This is a genomic window from Robinsoniella sp. KNHs210 (genome assembly GCF_000686105.1).
GTDB lineage: Bacteria > Bacillota > Clostridia > Lachnospirales > Lachnospiraceae > Robinsoniella > Robinsoniella peoriensis.
Genome location: NZ_JMLZ01000002.1, coordinates 727,319 through 744,012 on the forward strand (window position 1 = coordinate 727,319; position 16,694 = coordinate 744,012).

Below are 16,694 nucleotides of genomic sequence, written 5' to 3' on the forward strand. Positions count from 1 at the left end.
GTGAAAAGCCATCAATTTTAAGTCGTCTCCTGCGATGATAAAAAGTTGAAAAGTACCTGTAGGTATGTTATCCTAAAGGGTAGAAAATCTCTGTAACCACATAAATCAGCTTCTGTTGTCAGAAAGCAATTTTAAACACGCTCTGGGGTTATGGATTAAGACATGTAAGACAGACATGGAGGATAATATTATGAAATTAGCACAATTATTAGAACGGGTAGAATATCAGTGTATTCAGGGGGATATTCAGACAGAAGTTACGGAAGTAGTGAATGACTCCAGAAAAGTATCAGATGGTTCTCTGTTTATCTGTATTAAAGGAGCCGTCAGTGATGGACATAAATATGCAGCAGAAGTTGTTGAAAAAGGAGCAAAGGTTCTGGTGGCAGAAGATCCGGTAAATGCTCCAAAACATGTTACAGTGATTCAGGTAGCAGACACACGTTACGCCATGGCCCTTATTGCCGCGGCATATTATGGATATCCTGCGGAAGAATTAAAGGTGATTGGGATTACAGGAACCAAGGGAAAAACCACAACCACATATATGGTAAAATCTATCCTGGAATCCGCGGGTCATAAGGTGGGACTAATAGGGACGATAGAAGCCATTATCGGAGAGGTTGTGATTCCAGCGGCAAACACAACACCGGAATCTACGCTGGTGCAGGAATATTTTAGACGCATGGCAGATGCAGGATGCGACTGTGTTGTGATGGAAGTTTCCTCTCAGGGGCTGATGCTTCACAGGACGGCAGGATTCACCTTTGAAATTGGTATTTTTACGAATATAGAACCAGATCATATCGGCCCTGCGGAGCATGAGAGCTTTGAGGACTATTTAAGGTGTAAGGCAATGCTGTTTAAACAGTGCAAACTGGGTATCTTCAATGCAGATGATGAACATCTGGATCAGATACTAAAAGGGCATACCTGTGAAGTGGAAACCTACGGTTTTTCCGAAAAAGCAGATCTTCGTGCAACCAACACAGAACTGGTATCGAAACCGGGATATCTGGGGATTTCCTACCATGTAAACGGGCTTATGGATTTTGATGTTGAAATAGATGTCCCAGGGAAATTCAGTGTATATAATTCACTGACAGCCATTGCAATCTGCAGGCATTTTGGGGTAAAAGAATCGGATATCGTTAATGCTCTTGGAAAGGCAAAAGTAAAAGGCAGAATAGAAATGATTAAGGTGTCGGATGCATTTACCTTAATGATCGATTATGCCCATAATGCCATGAGTCTGGAGAGCCTGCTTGGAACGCTGAAGGAGTATCAGCCCAAAAGACTGGTCTGTGTCTTTGGATGCGGCGGAAACCGGGCAAAAGCCAGAAGATATGAAATGGGCGAGGTGTCAGGCAGGCTTGCAGACTTCACGATTATTACATCCGATAATCCCAGGTTTGAAAAACCGGAAGATATATTAGCAGATATTGAGATTGGAATTTCTAAGACAAAGGGAGAGTTCATTAAGATTAGCGACAGAAAAGAAGCAATTGCCTATGCCATTCATCACGGCCGGCCGGGAGATGTCATTGTTCTGGCAGGTAAGGGACATGAAGATTATCAGGAAATTGAGGGTAAAAAATATCCTATGGATGAACGTGTTCTGATTCAGGAAATATTGGATGAAGACAGACAAATCTCCCGCAAAGTGTGATGCACTGCAGTCAGAAAGCAATTTCAAAACACGCTCAAGGAGAATAAATGCAAAAGTTATACGCAAATATTATTGTGGATATTACACAGGAGAAACTGGATCGAACATTCCAGTACCAGATTCCCCAAGAAATGCAGGGCAGCCTGCAGATAGGAATGGTTGTAAAGATTCCGTTTGGCAGGGGAAACAGATTCATTAAAGGGTACGTTGTTTCTATCAGCCGCAAATGTGAATACGAACCGTCGAAAATGAAGGAAATCTGCGAAATCGTTACAGACAGCAGTGACAGTGAATCCAGGCTGATTGCCCTGGCGGCCTGGATTAGGGAAAATTATGGTGCGACGATGATACAGGCGCTTAAAACGGTAATTCCCATAAAGCAAAAGGTCAAACCAAAAGAAAAAAAACAGATCTGCCTGATCATGGAACGAAGGGAAGCGGAAGAAAAACTGGAATTTTATAAAAAGAAACACCAAAAAGCCAGAGAGCGCCTGCTGGAAGCACTCTTAGAGGCAGAAGAGCTTCCCTATGAACTGGTAACAACAAAGCTGAATATTACCGGAGGCACCATAAAGTCACTGACAGAACAGCAGATCATAGAGGTAAAAACCACGAAGGTCTACCGCAATCCCATAAAACTGGGGATGAAAGAAGATTATCTGCTTCGGCTTAACGAAGAACAGGCATATATTGCAGATAAGATCATTGCCGGCTGGGAAGATAAAGAAGAACGTACGTATCTGATACATGGGATCACCGGCAGCGGCAAGACAGAGGTATATATGGAGCTGATTGCCCATGCAATCGATAAGGGGCAGCAGGCGATTGTGCTGATCCCGGAAATTGCACTTACTTATCAGACTGTGATGCGTTTTTATAAACGGTTCGGAGACCGGATTTCGATTATGAACTCCCGGCTGTCCCCGGGGGAGCGTTTTGATCAGTTTGAACGGGCAAAGCAGGGTGACATCGATGTGATGATCGGTCCAAGGTCTGCATTGTTCACCCCCTTTCCTAATTTGGGAATCATCATTATTGATGAAGAGCATGAGCCGACATATAAAAGTGAAAGCGTACCCCGCTATCATGCCAGGGAGGTTGCAATCCAGCGTGGTGTCTTAGAAGGCGCCAAGGTGGTACTTGGTTCGGCAACTCCATCAGTGGATGCTTATTATAAGGCAAAGACTGGAGAATATACACTGTTCACCATGCAGAACAGGGCAAGGACCAGTGAACTTCCAAATGTATTTGTGGAAGACATGCGTAAAGAGATTAAGACGGGAAACCGTTCGGTCATAAGCGGCAGGTTAAAAGAATTGATGCAGGACCGGCTTGATAAGAGGCAGCAGGTTATGTTATTCTTAAACAGAAGAGGTTATGCAGGCTTTATCTCCTGCCGTATGTGCGGACATGTTATTCAGTGCCCTCATTGCGATGTCTCCCTGTCAGTTCATAATAACGGAAAGCTAGTCTGCCATTATTGCGGTTACGAAGAACCCCGGCCTCAGAAGTGTCCGAACTGCGGTTCTGAATTCATCAGGGGATTTCGGGTGGGAACCCAGCAGGTAGAAGAGTTTGTACAGAAAGAATTCCCCCAGGCAAAGATATTAAGAATGGATATGGACACTACGAAAGAAAAGGATGGACATGAAAAAATACTGTCGGCCTTTTCTAATCAGGAAGCAGACATATTAATCGGAACCCAGATGATTGTAAAAGGGCATGATTTTCCAAATGTGACCCTGGTTGGGATATTAGCGGCGGATCTTTCACTTCATGCCAGTGATTACCGGGCAGGGGAACGTACTTTTCAATTGCTGACCCAGGCTGCGGGCAGAGCAGGCAGAGGTGAGGAAAAAGGGGAAGTCATCATCCAGACGTATGACCCGGAGCACTATTGCATTATCACAGCGGCAAATCAGGATTACGAAAGCTTCTACGAACAGGAAATAGCCTATCGGAGCCTGGCGGGGTATCCGCCTGCATCAAATATGATGGCAATTCACGGAGCATGTCAGGAGTTGATGCATCTAAGTCTGGCCATGGATTATCTGCAAAAGTTTATTGTACGGATTGCGGGAAATACCAGTGTGCGCATTATCGGACCGGCGGATGAACCGGTTGCAAAGGTAAATGATATCTATCATAAAGTTATATATCTGAAGGAAGAAAGACACGATTTACTGACTATGATTAAAGATAAAGTGGAACAATATATAGAAGCAAACCAGGGATATGAAAGTGTAAATATACAGTTCGATCTGAATTGATTACATTGATGACCCGATAATATAAACAAAAGAGTTGGAGGAAAGTAAAATGGCACTCAGAAAGATAAGAATTATGGGGGATCCGGTTTTAACGAAGAAATGTAAACCAGTAAAAGAGATGACTCCGAGAATCCAGGAACTTATCGAGGATATGTTTGAAACGATGTACATGGAAATGGGAGTGGGCCTTGCGGCACCACAGGTTGGAATTTTGAAAAGAATTGTGGTGATCGATACGGACGGAACTCCAAGAGTATTTATCAATCCTGAGATTGTGGAAAAAGCGGATGAACAGACCGGAAATGAAGGATGTTTAAGCCTGCCTGGCAAGACCGGCATTGTAACAAGACCCAATTATGTAAAAGTGAAAGCACTGGATGAAAATATGGAAGAATTTACGCTGGAAGCTACGGAATTGCTTGCAAGAGCAGTCTGCCATGAGTGCGATCACCTGGACGGAGTTATGTTCACCAACCATGTGGAGGGGGAACTGATGGATGTGGAAAGTTTAGAGGAAGAAGAATAGTCATTCTTTAGAAAAAAGTTATAAGGCTGAAAGAAAAATCTGATATTGAAAGGATGCCACGCTTTGATTCTTTCAGCCTGTTTTGTAAGTGGCAGTATTGCAGGCAGGCCTGGAATATGCAAAGGGTATAAAGTTGAAAATTGTATTTATGGGAACCCCGGATTTTGCAGTGGGGACATTGAAGAAACTAATAGAATCCCGGCATGAGGTTTTGGCAGTAGTAACCCAGCCGGACAAACCAAAGGGCAGAGGAAAAGCAATGCAGTTTCCTCCGGTAAAAGAAGTGGCAGAGAAAGCAGGAATCCCTGTTTACCAGCCGAAAAAAGTAAGAGATCCGGAATTTTTAGAAATATTAAAAGAACTTTCTCCGGATGTGGTTGTAGTCGTGGCTTTTGGTCAGATTATACCCCAGGCAGTCCTGGACGTTCCAAGACTAGGATGCCTGAATGTACATGGTTCTTTATTGCCGAAGTACCGGGGGGCTGCACCTATTCAGTGGGCAGTGATTGATGGGGAAAAGGAATCCGGAGTCACAATTATGCGTATGGATGCAGGATTGGATACCGGTGATATGATCACAACCAGAGTGGTGGAGCTTGAGAAAAAAGAAACGGGAGGCAGCCTGTTTGATAAGCTTAGTCAGGCGGGGGCAGAGCTGCTGATAGAAACATTGGACAAGCTGGAATCCGGTCAGGTATCTTATGAAAAACAGCCGGCAGAGAGTTCCACCGATTATGCCAGAATGTTAAAAAAAGAAGACGGGCAGATCGACTGGAAGAAGAGTGCGGCAGAACTGGAACGCCTGATCAGGGGATTGAATCCATGGCCCAGTGCATATACGCATCTGGACGGGAAAACATTGAAGATCTGGATGTCTGACGCAGAAGAAGGTAATTCCGGGTCAGCACCGGGGACGGTTGCCGAAATCACCAGAAACTCGGTAAAAGTGCAGACCGGGGACGGTATGTTAAGCCTTTTGGAAGTCCAGCTGGAAGGCAAGAAAAAAATGCCTGTGGATGCATTTTTACGGGGATGCCAATTAGCGGTTGGCAGTCTTTTATCTTAAAAAAGTTTAAGAATTTATGAAATTACTGTGAAGTCGGTGGTTTTTTGCAAAAAATAGGTTAGAATAGTCTCACTTGAAGCAGTGTGAATGTTATTTTTCACACTTAGATGATGATAGAAGGGAATGAAAATCATGTTACTTAGCTATAGCAGTTCAAATGGATTTTATGGATTAGGTTTTGGCGGTTTAGGTATGCTTTATGATCCGACTATGATTCTGGTGCTGATCGGAATGGTAATCTCATTGATCGCTTCTGCCAGGGTAAAAAGTACTTTTGCAAAATACGACAAGGTGCGCAGTATGTCTGGACTTACCGGTGCGCAGGCAGCAGAGCGGATTCTTCACGGTGCAGGTATTTATGATGTAGGGATCCGGCGGGTACAGGGAAATCTGACCGACCATTACGATCCCAGATCTAAGACATTAAATTTATCAGATAGTACTTACATGTCAACCTCAGTGGCTGCCATCGGAGTGGCGGCACATGAATGTGGTCATGCAATCCAGCATCAGGAGCAGTATAAGCCTCTGATACTTAGAAGTACGCTGGTTCCCGCAGCAAACCTGGGATCCACACTGTTCTGGCCGATTTTCCTGGCAGGGCTGATATTTTCAATGGGACCGCTTATGACAGCGGGAATCGTTTTATTTACACTGGCGGTAATTTTTCAGCTGGTAACACTTCCAGTAGAATTCAATGCTTCATCACGTGCTGTTAAAATTCTTGGGTCTTCCCATATTTGCGGAGACCAGGAGGTGGCTGGTGTAAAGCAGGTACTTTCAGCAGCAGCACTTACTTACGTTGCGAGTCTGGCATCTTCTATTTTGCAGCTGCTTCGTTTGATCATACTATCAGGAGGAAGGAATCGTGACTAAAACGGTGAACTTAAGAGAAATTGTACTGGGTATTTTAATGGAGGTTACGGAGGAAGAAGAATATAGTCATGTTGTAATCCGCGGCGTCCTGGAGAAGTATCAGTATTTAGAAAAAAGGGACAGGGCATTCATTACGAGGCTTGCGGAGGGAACCATAGAGTATATGCTTCAGATGGATTATATTCTGGAGCAGTTTTCTACGGTAAAGGTGGCAAATATGAAGCCTTTAATCCGCAATCTTCTGCGGATGTCAGTGTATCAGATTAAATATATGGACAGCATTCCGGATTCGGCAGTCTGTAATGAAGCTGTAAAAATAGCCCAGAAGCGCGGGTTTTACAGCTTAAAAGGATTTGTAAACGGAGTGCTTCGAAGTATAGCAAGAGGAATAGACAAGGTTGAGTACCCGGATCCGGTAAAGGATCCCCTACATTATCTTTCGGTAAGGTACTCCATGCCGGAATGGATATTGAGAAAATGGCTGGGACAGTATGATCTGAAAACTGTTGAAATGGTCTGCACTAATTTTGAGAAAGACCAGAAGACCAGTATCCGCTGTAATCTGAATAAGGCATCAAAAGAAGAAGTAAAGGCAAGTCTAAAAGAGCAGAATATCACGGCAGAAGATGTCTCATATCTGGATTATGCACTGGAGATCTCTGATTATAATTATATGCAGGCCATCAATGCATTTAAAGAAGGAATGTTCCAGGTACAGGATGTAAGTTCCATGCTGGTTGCGGAGATAGCAGCGCCGAAGTTTGGGGACTACTGCATCGATGTCTGTGCGGCACCGGGAGGAAAAAGCCTTCATTTAGCAGATAAGCTAAATGGCAGCGGACATGTGGAAGCAAGAGATATTACGGATTATAAAGTTGATATGATGCTGGAAAATATCGAGCGGGTCGGACTTATTAATATGATAGCCGTACGTCAGGATGCTACGGTATTCGATGGTGCGTCAGTGGAAAAGGCAGATATTCTGCTGGCAGACCTTCCTTGCTCAGGCCTGGGTGTAATTGGTAAAAAAACAGATATTAAATATAAAATGACAGAGACAAAGCAGCAGGAACTGGTTAAGCTGCAGCGGAAGATACTGGATACAGTTTACCCTTATGTAAAAGTTGGCGGAACCCTGATTTACAGTACCTGCACCATAGGAGCAGATGAGAATCAGTTTAATGTTAAATGGTTTTTGGATAATTATCCTTTCCAGCTGGAAAGCATTGATCCGTATATCTGTGAAGAACTGAGAAGTAAAACCACAAAAGCAGGTTATCTGCAGTTATTGCCGGGAATTCACAAGACAGACGGATTCTTTATGGCAAGATTTAAGAGGATAGGTTAGTGAAATGGGAAAAGTAGATTTAAAGACGCTTGATTTTCAAGAGATGAAAGCGGAGATGGCAAAGATTGGAGAAAAACCGTTTCGGGCGGGTCAGATTTATCAGTGGATACATCAAAAACTGGCAGATTCGCCTAATGAAATGACGAATTTATCCAAAAATCTCAGAGATACACTGACAGAGCATTATGATTGTACATGTCTTTCGGTAGCGGAAGTACTCACTTCTCAGATAGACGGGACACAAAAATACTTATTTGAACTGAAGGATCAAAATGTAATTGAAAGTGTACTCATGCGGTATAAACACGGGAATTCCGTGTGTATTTCTTCCCAGGTGGGGTGTAAGATGGGATGCCGTTTCTGTGCTTCGACGATTGGAGGATGGACCCGGAATCTTACGGCAGCAGAAATGCTGGACCAGATTTACCGGATCCAGAAGCTGTCTGGGGAGCGGGTTAGCAATGTCGTTGTAATGGGAACGGGTGAACCTCTCGACAATTATGACAATATATTGAAATTTTTCCAGATGCTTACAGACGAACACGGGCTGAATATCAGCCAGCGAAATATTACTGTTTCCACATGCGGAATCGTTCCCAGGATGAAACAGCTTGCAGATGAACAGTTACAGATTACCCTGGCGCTGTCTCTTCATGCATCTAACCAGGCAAAGAGGCTTGAACTAATGCCCATATCCAATAAATACAGCCTGGATGAAGTAATCGGTGCATGCAAGTATTATTTTGAAAAAACAGGCAGGCGGATTACTTTTGAGTACAGCCTGGTTGGCGGTGTGAACGACAAAAAGGAAGATGCAGATGAACTGGCCGCATTGGTTAAGCCGTTAAACTGTCATGTAAATCTGATTCCTGTGAATCCGATTAAGGAACGGGATTACGTTCAATCCCAGAAAAAAGTTATTGACAATTTCAAAAATAAACTTGAAAAATGTGGAATTAATGTTACTATAAGAAGAGAAATGGGCAGAGATATCAATGGCGCCTGTGGACAGTTACGCAGAAGTTATATGGAAAAAGTTTAAGTGTCATAAATTGTAAAGGAGAGGAAGAAACATGAAATCATATTGCGTTACGGATGTAGGGCAAAAAAGGACAACAAACCAGGATTTCGTTTATGCTTCTGGTGGGCTTGTGGGGAATCTTCCAAATCTTTTTGTAGTTGCAGATGGTATGGGCGGACATAACGCAGGCGATGAGGCTTCCAGCTATACGGTGGAGGTGTTGCTTGAGGATATCCGTAAAAACCAGGATACAAATCCGATAAAAATAATACGTTCAGCAATCGAAACTGCAAATAATAAAGTTATGGAAAAATCAAGTTCATCCGAGGCATTGGCGGGTATGGGGACCACCCTGGTGGTAGCGACAATCATCGGGCAATATCTGTATGTGGCAAATGTAGGGGACAGCAGGCTGTATCTGATCAGTGATAAAATTTTACAGATTACAAAAGATCATTCTCTTGTAGAAGAGATGGTCAGGATTGGTGAGATCAACCGGGAACAGGCTAGGAATCATCCGGATAAAAATATTATTACAAGAGCAATTGGGGCCAGAAAGAAAGTGGTAATAGACTTTTTTGACATGAGGCTTCAGAGGGGAGACATCATTTTGATGTGTTCAGATGGGTTAAGCAACATGATAGAGGACGCAGAAATAGAGAAAATTGTAAAAAGCGGACCCAATCTACAGTGGATTGGAAACGAACTGATTGCAAGGGCGAATCAAAATGGTGGTAAAGATAATATTGCGGTTGTTTTGATAGAACCGTTGACAGGTGAGGTGGAATAATGTTAAAAGAAGGAATGTTTATCCAGGAACGTTATGAAATCGTAGGCAGAATTGGTGCCGGCGGTATGGCGGATGTCTATAAGGCGAAAGACCATAAGCTGAATCGGTTTGTAGCGGTCAAGGTGCTCAAACAGGAATTTCGGGATGACACAGCGTTTATTTCCAAATTCCGGGTGGAGGCACAGGCTGCAGCAGGTCTCGCGCATCCAAATATTGTTAATGTCTATGATGTAGGGGACGATCATGGAATCTACTTTATTGTAATGGAGTTAGTTGAAGGAATTACATTAAAGGATTATATAGGAAAAAAAGGAAGACTTGCGGTTCGTGAAGCGACCAGCATTGCGGTGCAGGTTTCCATGGGCTTACAGGCGGCACATAAGAAGGGTATTGTGCATCGTGATGTAAAGCCCCAGAATATCATCATTTCTACAGATGGTAAAGTAAAAGTAACAGATTTTGGAATAGCCAGGGCTGCTTCCTCCAATACCATAAGCTCCAATGTGATGGGTTCTGTACATTACAGTTCACCGGAGCAGGCGAGAGGCGGTTACAGCGATGCGAAGAGTGATATCTATTCACTTGGTATTACACTTTTTGAAATGCTGACAGGCCATGTTCCGTTTGATGGTGACTCTACGGTTGCAATTGCGATCAAGCATCTGCAGGAGGAAATGCCGTCACCTCATAAATTTGTTCCCGATCTTCCATACAGTACGGTTCAGATTATTGCAAAGTGTACCCAGAAAAGTCCGGACAGGCGTTATAATGATATGACGGAACTGATTCATGACTTAAAAGAATCGCTGGTAAATCCGGATGGGGACTTTGTTCAGCTGACCCCTATTAATAATAATGCAAGAACAGTTGTTATATCAAAAGATGAACTGGATCAGATTCATAACAGCTATGGTGACAGAGGGAATGATAGCCGCGGCAATGATAACCGCGGACAGGATGGAAACTACGGCGGCTATATGAACAATGGCTACCAGGGCGACGGCTATATGGGCAATGGCTACCAGAATAACGGTTACCAGGGCGGCGGATATCAGGGCGGTTATGGAGACAATTACAATAATGGATATATGAATGATGATTATGATCCGGATGATGATGACGACGATGACGACGATGACGGAAGATCCGGTATTAATCCGAAACTGGAAAAGGTAATGACCATCGGAAGTATTATTATTGCCATTGTTATCGGATGCGTGTTCCTGGTTTTAATCGGAAATGCTTTGGGATTATTTAATTTCGGAGCGGGTAAGAAAAAGACAACGGAGTCTCCGAAGGTTACGGAAACATCAACAGTTAAGACGACAGAGTCAGAATCTGCGTCCAAGGGTAATGGAACAGGCAGTACACAGCAGAGCAATTCCTCTGCGGACCAGGCAGAAGTTACCGTACCTAATCTGCAAGGCCTTACGGCTGATCAGGCTAAGGAAAAATTAAATGCATTAGGTCTTGGGGCTTCCCTTGCAGGAGAGCAGGCATCATCTGTGTATGCACAGGGACAGATTGTTTCCCAGAACCCCGCTGCAAATACCAGTGTCAGCAAGAACACCACAGTTACCTATACGATTAGTAAGGGACCGGAAGAATCAGATAACCAGCAGCAGTCTGTTACGGTACCGGATGTGAGCGGATTGACAGAGGAAGAGGCAAAATCAGAACTGGCAGAAAAGAATCTGAGCATCTCTGTGACAAGAGAAAATGATGATCTGATTGCAAAAGACCTGGTAATCCGTTCCACACCGGAAGCCGGAGCATCTGCAAGTTCAGGAGATACGGTAATCGTTGTAATCAGTGATGGACCGGAAGAAGAAGACGATATTACTGTGCCTAATGTAATCGGCAGCACGTTTTCTGATGCCAAAGATACTTTGTCCGCACTTGGACTGACCGTAAAATCGCAGGAGCAGTATTCAGAGATGTATTCTGCGGGAACCGTTATGGATCAGGATATTACCTCCGGGCAGGGAGTAGGAAAAGGCACTGTCATTACGCTGACGATCAGTGCAGGTTCCGGGGGCCAGGATCCTGCCCAGACTGACCCGAATTTAGGAAATGGCACAACAAATAATACAGATGCTTCCACAACCGGAACCTGTGATGTTGGATTACAGGCGCCGGATGGCTATAACGGGGAAGCCGTTAAGATCTTATTAGTACAAGGCGATAAAACTACTACCATAGTAGAGGGAACCGCAGTTGAATTTCCTTATGTGCTGAATGCAAAAGGTACAAAAGGAGTAAATGGTGTTGCTTATATCTATGTGAAAGATGCTTCTACAGGAGAATACGGCAGTCCGGTTCGTTACTCGCCGATACCGTTTAATTAGAGGAAAATACATGCAGGGAAAGATAGTGAAAGGTATAGCTGGATTCTACTACGTTAATGTAGTAGGATCCGGTCTTTATGAATGTAAAGCAAAAGGAATATTTCGAAAAGACAAAATGAAACCTTTGGTGGGGGATAATGTAAAGATTGATGTCATAAGTGAAGCGGATAAGAAAGGCAATGTTGTCGAGATTTTGCCGAGAATGAATACGCTGATCCGTCCGGCTGTTGCCAATATCGATCTTGCGCTGGTTATTTTCTCTATTGACCGTCCCAAACCGAATTTTAATTTGCTGGATCGTTTTTTAATTATGATGGAGTACCAGAAGGTGCATACCATCATTTGTTTTAATAAGCAGGATATCTCTTCTGCTGAAGAAGAAGAGAAGCTTCGGAAAATATATGAAAATTGCGGCTGTGATGTCTTATTTACCAGCGCTCTGGAAAATACAGGCTTGGAGCTGGTAATAGAGCGGCTGAGAGGAAAAACCACTGCGGTGGCAGGTCCTTCGGGTGTGGGCAAATCATCTATCATAAATATCCTGCAGCCCAAAGCAATGATGGAAACAGGAGAAATCAGTCATAAGATTGACAGAGGAAAACATACCACAAGGCATTCAGAACTTATTATGATAGAAGAAAATACGTATATCATGGATACGCCGGGATTTAGTTCCCTGTATATCCAGGATTTTGAAAAAGAAGACTTGAAAGAATTCTTTGTTGAGTTCCGGGAATACGAACCGGAGTGCCGATTCCAGGGATGTATGCATATCCATGAACCGGACTGCGGAGTAAAACGGGCAGTAGATGAAGGTAAAATCAGCAGGATGCGTTATGATAATTATGTGGAATTATTTGGAGAACTAAAAGATAAGAGGAGGTATTGATGTGAATATTTTAGCACCATCTATATTAGCAGCAGATTTTAAAAATTTAGGAAGTGAGCTGAAGCGTATTGATGAAGCCGGAGCACAGTATGTTCATATTGATGTGATGGACGGTCAGTTTGTGCCCAGCATTTCCTTTGGAATGCCGGTAATCCAATCGGTGCGCAGTGCCACAAAACGTATTTTTGACGTACATCTGATGGTGGTAGATCCGGAACGGTACATTGATGATTTTGCGGCTTGTGGAGCAGATATGATTACTGTGCATGCGGAAAGCTGCAGGCATTTGGATCGTGTGATCGGGCAGATCCATGAAAAAGGATTGAAAGCAGGGGTAGCGCTCAACCCGGCAACCTCCCTGTGTGTATTGGACTATGTGCTGGAAAAAGTAGATATGGTTCTGATTATGACCGTGAATCCCGGATTTGGGGGGCAGAAGTACATTGACAGCTGTACCAATAAAATCAGTGCGCTTCGCAAAATTGCAGAGGCTAAAAATCTGGATCTGGATATCGAAGTGGATGGAGGTATTAATAAGGATACGATCCGTACCGTTTTAGAGGCAGGAGCAAACGTAGTCGTAGCAGGCTCAACGGTATTTAATGGAAATGTTACCGAAAATGCTAAGGAATTACTAGCCATTATGAAAGAATATGAAGGTTAAAAGTGTGCAATGGGTGCGGAGATGAAAATAACAGCGATTATCAGCGGGGGCAATATCAATTTTGATTTTGCCCTCTCATTTTTGGAAAAACATCCGGTTGACTGTCTGATTGGGGCAGATCGTGGAATTGAATTTTTAAAAAAAGCAGAAATTACACCGGATTATATTGTAGGGGATTTTGACTCAGCGGGAAGTGATGCGCTGGTGCATTTTCGGGAAAAAGGTGTTGAGATTCGTGAATTTAAGCCGGAAAAAGATGATACGGATACCCAGATAGCCGTTAATCTGGCTATAGAAAAAGGAAGTACCTGTATTTATATATTAGGCGGGACCGGAAGCCGGCTGGATCATGTTCTTGGAAATATCCAGATATTGGGTCAGGCGGCAGAAGCCGGTATAGAGTGTTATCTCATTGACGAAAATAACCGGATCCGGGTAATAAATAATAAAATTTCTATAAAAAAATCAGAACAGTATGGCAAATTTGTGTCGGTAGTGGCACATACAACCGTGGTAAAAGGTTTGGATTTAGTTGGATTTTATTATCCTTTGTCGAATTATACAATGTCTTGTAACCAGGCACTTGGTCTCAGCAATGAAATTATTGCAGAAGAAGCAATGATTTCTGTGACCGAAGGTGCTCTAATCGTGATAGAATCAAGGGATTAATAATTTTGTGAAAATTTAAATTTGACTGGCGAAATATGTCGACATCTTAAAAGTAGAAAAGCTTGCATTTTTGTCAGATTCTGTGATAAACTGTTACTTGTTAAGAGATACAAAAGAAAAACAAAGAAAAACGGAATACAAGAAAGGAAATCATACATGAAACTAGGAATCGTAGGTTTACCGAATGTCGGTAAAAGCACATTATTTAATTCTTTAACAAAAGCTGGAGCAGAATCTGCGAATTATCCGTTCTGTACTATAGATCCAAATGTGGGAGTTGTAATGGTACCAGATGAGCGGCTAAAGTTATTGGCAGATTTATATAATTCAGCGAAGGTTACCCCGGCGGTAATTGAATTTGTTGATATCGCAGGCCTTGTAAAGGGGGCGTCAAAGGGAGAGGGATTAGGAAATCAATTCCTGGCTAATATTCGAGAAGTGGATGCTATCGTGCACGTAGTCCGCTGCTTTGAGGATACAAATGTAATTCATGTGGATGGAAGTGTAGATCCTATCAGGGACATTGAAACAATTAATCTGGAACTTATATTCTCAGACATTGAAATAATGGAGAGAAGGATTGCCAAGGCCTCTAAAGGTGCCCGAAATGACAAAACGCTTGCCAAAGAATTAGACTTCCTGCAGAGAGTAAAATCGCATCTGGAGGATGGAAAAATGGCGGTCAGTTTTACTGCTGAGGATGATGAAGAGGCAGAATGGATCAGTTCTTATAATCTCTTGACATACAAACCGGTAATATTTGCAGCAAATGTGGCGGAAGACGATCTTGCGGATGATGGCGCATCCAATCGTTATGTTCAGTCGGTCCGCGAACTGGCTGAAAAAGAAAACAGTGAAGTATTTGTTATCTGCGCACAGATCGAACAGGAGATCGCAGAGCTGGATGACGATGAAAAGAAAATGTTTTTGGAAGATTTAGGATTAAAAGAGTCAGGATTGGAAAAACTTATAAAAGCAAGTTATAGCTTATTAGGACTTATCAGCTATCTCACAGCAGGTGAAACTGAAACAAGAGCTTGGACAATTGAAAACGGTACCAAGGCACCTCAGGCGGCAGGCAAGATCCATTCTGATTTTGAGAGGGGATTTATTCGTGCAGAGGTTGTTAATTACCAGAATTTATTGGATTGCAAGACATATGCTGCTGCAAAAGAGAAAGGACTGGTAGGACTGGAAGGCAAAGACTATGTAGTAAAAGATGGAGATGTGGTTCTCTTTCGGTTTAATGTATAGGAGTACGGCATGAATACTTCGATAGCCTTCCCAAATCTGGGAATAGAACTGGAGAATGTGGGTAAGAGTATTAGTTTATTTGGATTTCCGATTGCATATTATGGGATAACAATTGCAATTGCAATGGTGTGTGGGATTTTAGCAGCTATGCGTGTGGCGAAAGTTACGAAACAAAATCCGGATGATTATTTTGACCTGGCGTTAATTGCAATATTTTTTGCCCTGATTGGTGCAAGACTGTATTTTGTTATTTTTTCATGGGATAATTATAAAGATAATCTATGGAAGATTTTTAATACCCGTGAAGGCGGGCTGGCAATTTATGGAGGTGTAATAGCAGCAGTAATTACGGTATACGTATTTGCCAGGATTAAGAAATTACAGTTTTGGAAATTAGTAGACACCGCCTGCATTGGACTTGTTTTGGGTCAGATCATAGGACGGTGGGGCAATTTTTTTAACCGTGAAGCGTTTGGTGGATATACTAATAATCTGTTTGCCATGCGGCTTCCATTAGACGCTGTACGATCGTCGGAAGTAACCCCTCAGATGATGGAACATTTACAAAAGATAGATGGAGTATCATATATACAGGTGCATCCCACTTTTTTATATGAAGGAATGTGGAATCTGGTATTATTGATTATACTTATTTGGTATACTAAGCGAAAAAAATTCGATGGAGAGGTATTTTTGTTATATCTCTTAGGATATGGATTAGGCAGAGCCTGGATAGAAGGGCTGCGCACAGACCAGCTTCTCCTGCCAGTAATCGGACTGCCGGTGTCCCAGTTGTTAGCCATACTGTTGGTATTTGTTTCTATTATAATCATTTTGTTCAAAAGAAAATCAAACAAAATGGAGAAAGGTACGGGTGAATGATATGAGTCATATGGAAGAATTAAGAAGGAAAATTGAGGCAGAGAAAGTGAACTTGGATAAAATCGTTGAAAGAGGTTTACTTACAGAAGAAGTCTATAAGCAAAGTATTGTTGTGGATGAATTGATGAGTCAATACATTAAATTGGGAAATCAATTATAAAATAGATTCTTTTATGAACTTGTGGTCTGGTGGGGACTGCGGGTTCTTTTTTTGCACTCATTTGCAAATTGTAAAAATGCAAATCAGTAAATTGACAAAATAGTAACACTGCATAAGATGACAAAAGAACAGTATATCTGGTTAGAACGGGATAGATATTGATCTGTGTAAAAATGATACGCAATTAGGTGGGGCGAAGTGGAGAGGATTGAAATGAAGATCATTAAAGTGGGGATTTGGTTATGATTATAGAAGAAAATTT

The 16,694-nt window shown here is 42.6% G+C and carries 15 protein-coding genes; all 15 read left to right on the forward strand.

Features of this window, described 5'->3' with window-relative positions; all coding sequences use genetic code 11:
* The first annotated feature begins 190 nt into the window (after positions 1 to 190).
* The 15 genes from CD03_RS0110015 to CD03_RS37770 all read left to right on the forward strand — a co-directional run bounded on the left by CD03_RS0110015 (position 191) and on the right by CD03_RS37770 (position 16,432).
* Positions 191 to 1,669, forward strand: coding sequence for a UDP-N-acetylmuramoyl-L-alanyl-D-glutamate--2,6-diaminopimelate ligase (locus CD03_RS0110015; RefSeq protein ID WP_027293509.1), 1,479 nt, complete (start codon positions 191 to 193; stop codon positions 1,667 to 1,669).
* 47 nt (positions 1,670 to 1,716) lie between these two features.
* Complete coding sequence (gene priA / locus CD03_RS0110020; RefSeq protein WP_027293510.1) at positions 1,717 to 3,939, forward strand: replication restart helicase PriA; 2,223 nt, start codon at positions 1,717 to 1,719, stop codon at positions 3,937 to 3,939.
* Positions 3,940 to 3,988: 49 nt separating this feature from the next.
* Entirely contained in the window at positions 3,989 to 4,465 is a 477-nt protein-coding gene (def, locus tag CD03_RS0110025) for a peptide deformylase (protein ID WP_027293511.1), read from the forward strand.
* A 133-nt stretch (positions 4,466 to 4,598) separates the two neighbouring features.
* Positions 4,599 to 5,531 (forward strand): methionyl-tRNA formyltransferase, encoded by a 933-nt coding sequence (gene fmt, locus CD03_RS0110030; RefSeq protein ID WP_027293512.1) that lies wholly within the window; start codon positions 4,599 to 4,601, stop codon positions 5,529 to 5,531.
* Positions 5,532 to 5,723: 192 nt separating this feature from the next.
* Positions 5,724 to 6,407 carry a zinc metallopeptidase gene (locus CD03_RS0110035; RefSeq protein WP_027293513.1) on the forward strand — a complete coding sequence of 228 codons (684 nt, stop codon included), beginning with the start codon at positions 5,724 to 5,726 and terminating at the stop codon, positions 6,405 to 6,407.
* Positions 6,400 to 7,755: a 16S rRNA (cytosine(967)-C(5))-methyltransferase RsmB gene (rsmB, locus tag CD03_RS0110040; protein WP_027293514.1), complete on the forward strand. Its 1,356-nt coding sequence runs from the start codon at positions 6,400 to 6,402 to the stop codon at positions 7,753 to 7,755. The genes CD03_RS0110035 and rsmB overlap by 8 nt, the downstream gene beginning before the upstream one ends.
* A 4-nt stretch (positions 7,756 to 7,759) precedes the next feature.
* Positions 7,760 to 8,797: a 23S rRNA (adenine(2503)-C(2))-methyltransferase RlmN gene (gene rlmN, locus CD03_RS0110045; RefSeq protein WP_027293515.1), complete on the forward strand. Its 1,038-nt coding sequence runs from the start codon at positions 7,760 to 7,762 to the stop codon at positions 8,795 to 8,797.
* Positions 8,798 to 8,828: 31 nt separating this feature from the next.
* Positions 8,829 to 9,566: a Stp1/IreP family PP2C-type Ser/Thr phosphatase gene (locus tag CD03_RS0110050; RefSeq protein ID WP_027293516.1), complete on the forward strand. Its 738-nt coding sequence runs from the start codon at positions 8,829 to 8,831 to the stop codon at positions 9,564 to 9,566.
* A complete protein-coding gene (gene pknB / locus CD03_RS37170; protein WP_027293517.1) occupies positions 9,566 to 11,914 on the forward strand; it encodes a Stk1 family PASTA domain-containing Ser/Thr kinase in 2,349 nt (782 codons plus the stop codon). The genes CD03_RS0110050 and pknB overlap by 1 nt, the downstream gene beginning before the upstream one ends.
* 10 nt (positions 11,915 to 11,924) lie before the next feature.
* On the forward strand, positions 11,925 to 12,803 hold the full coding sequence (gene rsgA / locus CD03_RS0110060; protein WP_027293518.1) for a ribosome small subunit-dependent GTPase A: 879 nt from the start codon (positions 11,925 to 11,927) through the stop codon (positions 12,801 to 12,803).
* Between the two features lies 1 nt (position 12,804).
* Positions 12,805 to 13,467 (forward strand): ribulose-phosphate 3-epimerase, encoded by a 663-nt coding sequence (gene rpe / locus CD03_RS0110065; protein WP_027293519.1) that lies wholly within the window; start codon positions 12,805 to 12,807, stop codon positions 13,465 to 13,467.
* A gap of 21 nt (positions 13,468 to 13,488) precedes the next feature.
* Complete coding sequence (locus tag CD03_RS0110070) at positions 13,489 to 14,136, forward strand: thiamine diphosphokinase (RefSeq protein ID WP_027293520.1); 648 nt, start codon at positions 13,489 to 13,491, stop codon at positions 14,134 to 14,136.
* 156 nt (positions 14,137 to 14,292) lie between these two features.
* Positions 14,293 to 15,390: a redox-regulated ATPase YchF gene (ychF, locus tag CD03_RS0110075; RefSeq protein WP_027293521.1), complete on the forward strand. Its 1,098-nt coding sequence runs from the start codon at positions 14,293 to 14,295 to the stop codon at positions 15,388 to 15,390.
* A gap of 9 nt (positions 15,391 to 15,399) precedes the next feature.
* The gene (lgt, locus tag CD03_RS0110080; protein WP_027293522.1) at positions 15,400 to 16,272 is read left to right on the forward strand and encodes a prolipoprotein diacylglyceryl transferase; all 873 of its coding nucleotides are present in this window, start codon (positions 15,400 to 15,402) and stop codon (positions 16,270 to 16,272) included.
* Between the two features lie 10 nt (positions 16,273 to 16,282).
* Positions 16,283 to 16,432 (forward strand): hypothetical protein, encoded by a 150-nt coding sequence (locus tag CD03_RS37770; protein WP_156042849.1) that lies wholly within the window; start codon positions 16,283 to 16,285, stop codon positions 16,430 to 16,432.
* The last annotated feature ends 262 nt before the right edge of the window (positions 16,433 to 16,694 follow it).

Excerpts from the sequence above, each read along its gene's own strand:
- ychF (WP_027293521.1), top strand. The coding sequence starts at position 14,293 with ATGAAACTAGGAATCGTAGGTTTACCGAATGTCGGTAAAAGCACATTA.
- CD03_RS37770 (WP_156042849.1), top strand. The coding sequence starts at position 16,283 with ATGGAAGAATTAAGAAGGAAAATTGAGGCAGAGAAAGTGAACTTGGAT.
- CD03_RS0110015 (WP_027293509.1), top strand. The coding sequence starts at position 191 with ATGAAATTAGCACAATTATTAGAACGGGTAGAATATCAGTGTATTCAG.
- CD03_RS0110050 (WP_027293516.1), top strand. The coding sequence starts at position 8,829 with ATGAAATCATATTGCGTTACGGATGTAGGGCAAAAAAGGACAACAAAC.
- rsgA (WP_027293518.1), top strand. The coding sequence starts at position 11,925 with ATGCAGGGAAAGATAGTGAAAGGTATAGCTGGATTCTACTACGTTAAT.
- CD03_RS0110035 (WP_027293513.1), top strand. The coding sequence starts at position 5,724 with ATGCTTTATGATCCGACTATGATTCTGGTGCTGATCGGAATGGTAATC.
- priA (WP_027293510.1), top strand. The coding sequence starts at position 1,717 with ATGCAAAAGTTATACGCAAATATTATTGTGGATATTACACAGGAGAAA.
- lgt (WP_027293522.1), top strand. The coding sequence starts at position 15,400 with ATGAATACTTCGATAGCCTTCCCAAATCTGGGAATAGAACTGGAGAAT.
- def (WP_027293511.1), top strand. The coding sequence starts at position 3,989 with ATGGCACTCAGAAAGATAAGAATTATGGGGGATCCGGTTTTAACGAAG.
- rlmN (WP_027293515.1), top strand. The coding sequence starts at position 7,760 with ATGGGAAAAGTAGATTTAAAGACGCTTGATTTTCAAGAGATGAAAGCG.
- pknB (WP_027293517.1), top strand. The coding sequence starts at position 9,566 with ATGTTAAAAGAAGGAATGTTTATCCAGGAACGTTATGAAATCGTAGGC.
- CD03_RS0110070 (WP_027293520.1), top strand. The coding sequence starts at position 13,489 with ATGAAAATAACAGCGATTATCAGCGGGGGCAATATCAATTTTGATTTT.